The organism is Methylobacterium sp. CCH7-A2 (genome assembly GCF_001557075.1).
GTDB classification, from domain to species: domain Bacteria; phylum Pseudomonadota; class Alphaproteobacteria; order Rhizobiales; family Beijerinckiaceae; genus Allobosea; species Allobosea massiliensis.
The window spans coordinates 1-1,909 of sequence record NZ_LSKN01000070.1; the positions used below are offsets into that span (position 1 = coordinate 1).

Annotated in this window: 2 protein-coding genes; both read left to right on the forward strand. The window is 62.2% G+C overall.

The genetic code is table 11. The annotated features are described in order from the left end of the window. Positions 1–750 (forward strand): alpha/beta hydrolase (locus AX750_RS05425; protein ID WP_067253718.1); only part of this gene is annotated, 750 nt, incomplete at its 5' end. Between the two features lie 66 nt (positions 751–816). Further along, a complete protein-coding gene (locus AX750_RS05430) occupies positions 817–1,335 on the forward strand; it encodes a hypothetical protein (RefSeq protein WP_066721432.1) in 519 nt (172 codons plus the stop codon). Positions 1,336–1,909: the final 574 nt, after the last annotated feature.

The window sequence follows — 1,909 nt, forward strand, 5'->3', positions numbered from 1 at the left end:
CATCACGGCTGGCCGCTCTCGGCCGATGACTGGGACAACCAGATGATGTTCTTCCTGAAAGAAGGATACCGCGTCATCGCGCATGACCGGCGCGGCCATGGTCGCTCGACCCAAACCTGGTCGGGCAATGAGATGGACACCTATGCCGCTGACGTGGCGACGCTGACCGATGCTCTCGATCTCAGGGGCGCGGTCCATATCGGCCATTCGACCGGAGGCGGCGAAGTCGCGCATTATGTGGCCAGGGCAAAGCCGGGACGCGTATCCAAGGCGGTCCTGATCGGCGCCGTGCCACCGATCATGGTCAAGTCGGACAAGAATCCGGGCGGTCTGCCGATCGAGGTTTTCGACGGGTTTCGGGCGGCGACCGCGGCGAACCGCGCACAGTTCTTCCTCGATGTCCCGGCCGGACCCTTCTACGGCTACAACCGCGAAGGTGCCAAAGTCGATCAAGGCGTCATCCAGAACTGGTGGCGCCAGGGGATGATGGGCGGCATCAAGGCCCATCACGACTGCATCAAAGCCTTTTCCGAAACGGATTTCACGGACGATCTGAAACGTATCCAGGTGCCGGTGCTGGTGATGCATGGTGATGACGATCAGATCGTACCCTATGCCGACTCTGCCCCGCTCGCGGTGAAGCTCCTACCCAACGGGACGCTGAAAACTTACGTGGGTCTGCCGCATGGGCTTTGCACGACCCATCCGGACATCGTGAACCAGGACATTCTTGCCTTTATTCGAAGCTGAAAAGGCGCGCCGGCCCGCTCACCTGCCGGTCCACACCAGTCTCCACGCCAACCTGCGAGGCGCACCATGATACCGTGGCTGTCGATCGATGCGCTGCTCCTCGTGCATGTGTCGATGAGCCTGATCGCCATTGCGACAGGTCTCGTCGCGATGGCGGCGCTGGCGTTTGGCCGCTTTCTGCCCGGTTGGCAGGCCATCTTCCTCGCCACGACGGCGGGGACCAGCATCACCGGCTTCCTCTTTCCGTTCAGCGGCATTACGCCCGCCTTCGGCTTCGGCGTGGCGTCGCTGGTCGCGCTTGGGATCGCCTGCCTCGCCCTTCCGCGCCGATCAACTGACCATTGGGCGCGGATTGCTTACGGCGTCTCGGCGACCACAGCGCTCTATCTCAATGTTTTCGTGCTCGTCGTTCAGGCCTTCCAGAAGATGCCGTTGCTACAGCCGCTCGCTCCAACGCAGAGCGAGCCGCCCTTCGCAATCGCCCAGATCGCGGTGTTAGTGATCCATGTGGTGATCGGCTGGTTTGCGAGCCAGACGTCCCGCCGGGCAGATGGGCGGCAGGCATTAGCAGCTCCGCCCCTGTAAGCGGCCCAAGCGCTGTCCCGCATGATTGGTGACCGACGCAGTGATGAAACGAAGCCCGTTTGCGCTTGCGACGGCAATAGTCGAGTTCTCCCATCAACAGGAGACGATCTTTTGGCAGAGCTTGCGCGGGAGTGAGAAATTCATCGACGGTGCTTCACTTAGTTGCTCTGAGCGCCAGTATCGCCGGCTCCCTGCCACAGCGCGCCACTTGCTGACACTGGTCTTCTACCCAGAAGCAGGCATCCCTGCACGCTGTCCCGAGAAGGCTGCACACGGCGGCGCGCGCCGGGCGCCTTGTCTAGATAGTTGTTGCTGCTTTCCAGCGGCCCCGGAGATGGGTCTGCCCGACAGCATCCCGGAACCGCGGGACACGGCCAACACGGAGCCGTGAAGCGAGTTGAAGATCGGTTGATCGCCAGGCTCCGAACTACATGACGGCACGCGCTTTCGGCGTGTCGTAAGGAGCTTTGCGTAATGTCGAACTGCCCAGCCCGGTCCGACGCCCAGCGGGAGAGCTGTGAGGCTCAACGTATGGGCACAGCTGACATCGCCTGCTGGGTCAAGCGGCTCAAGA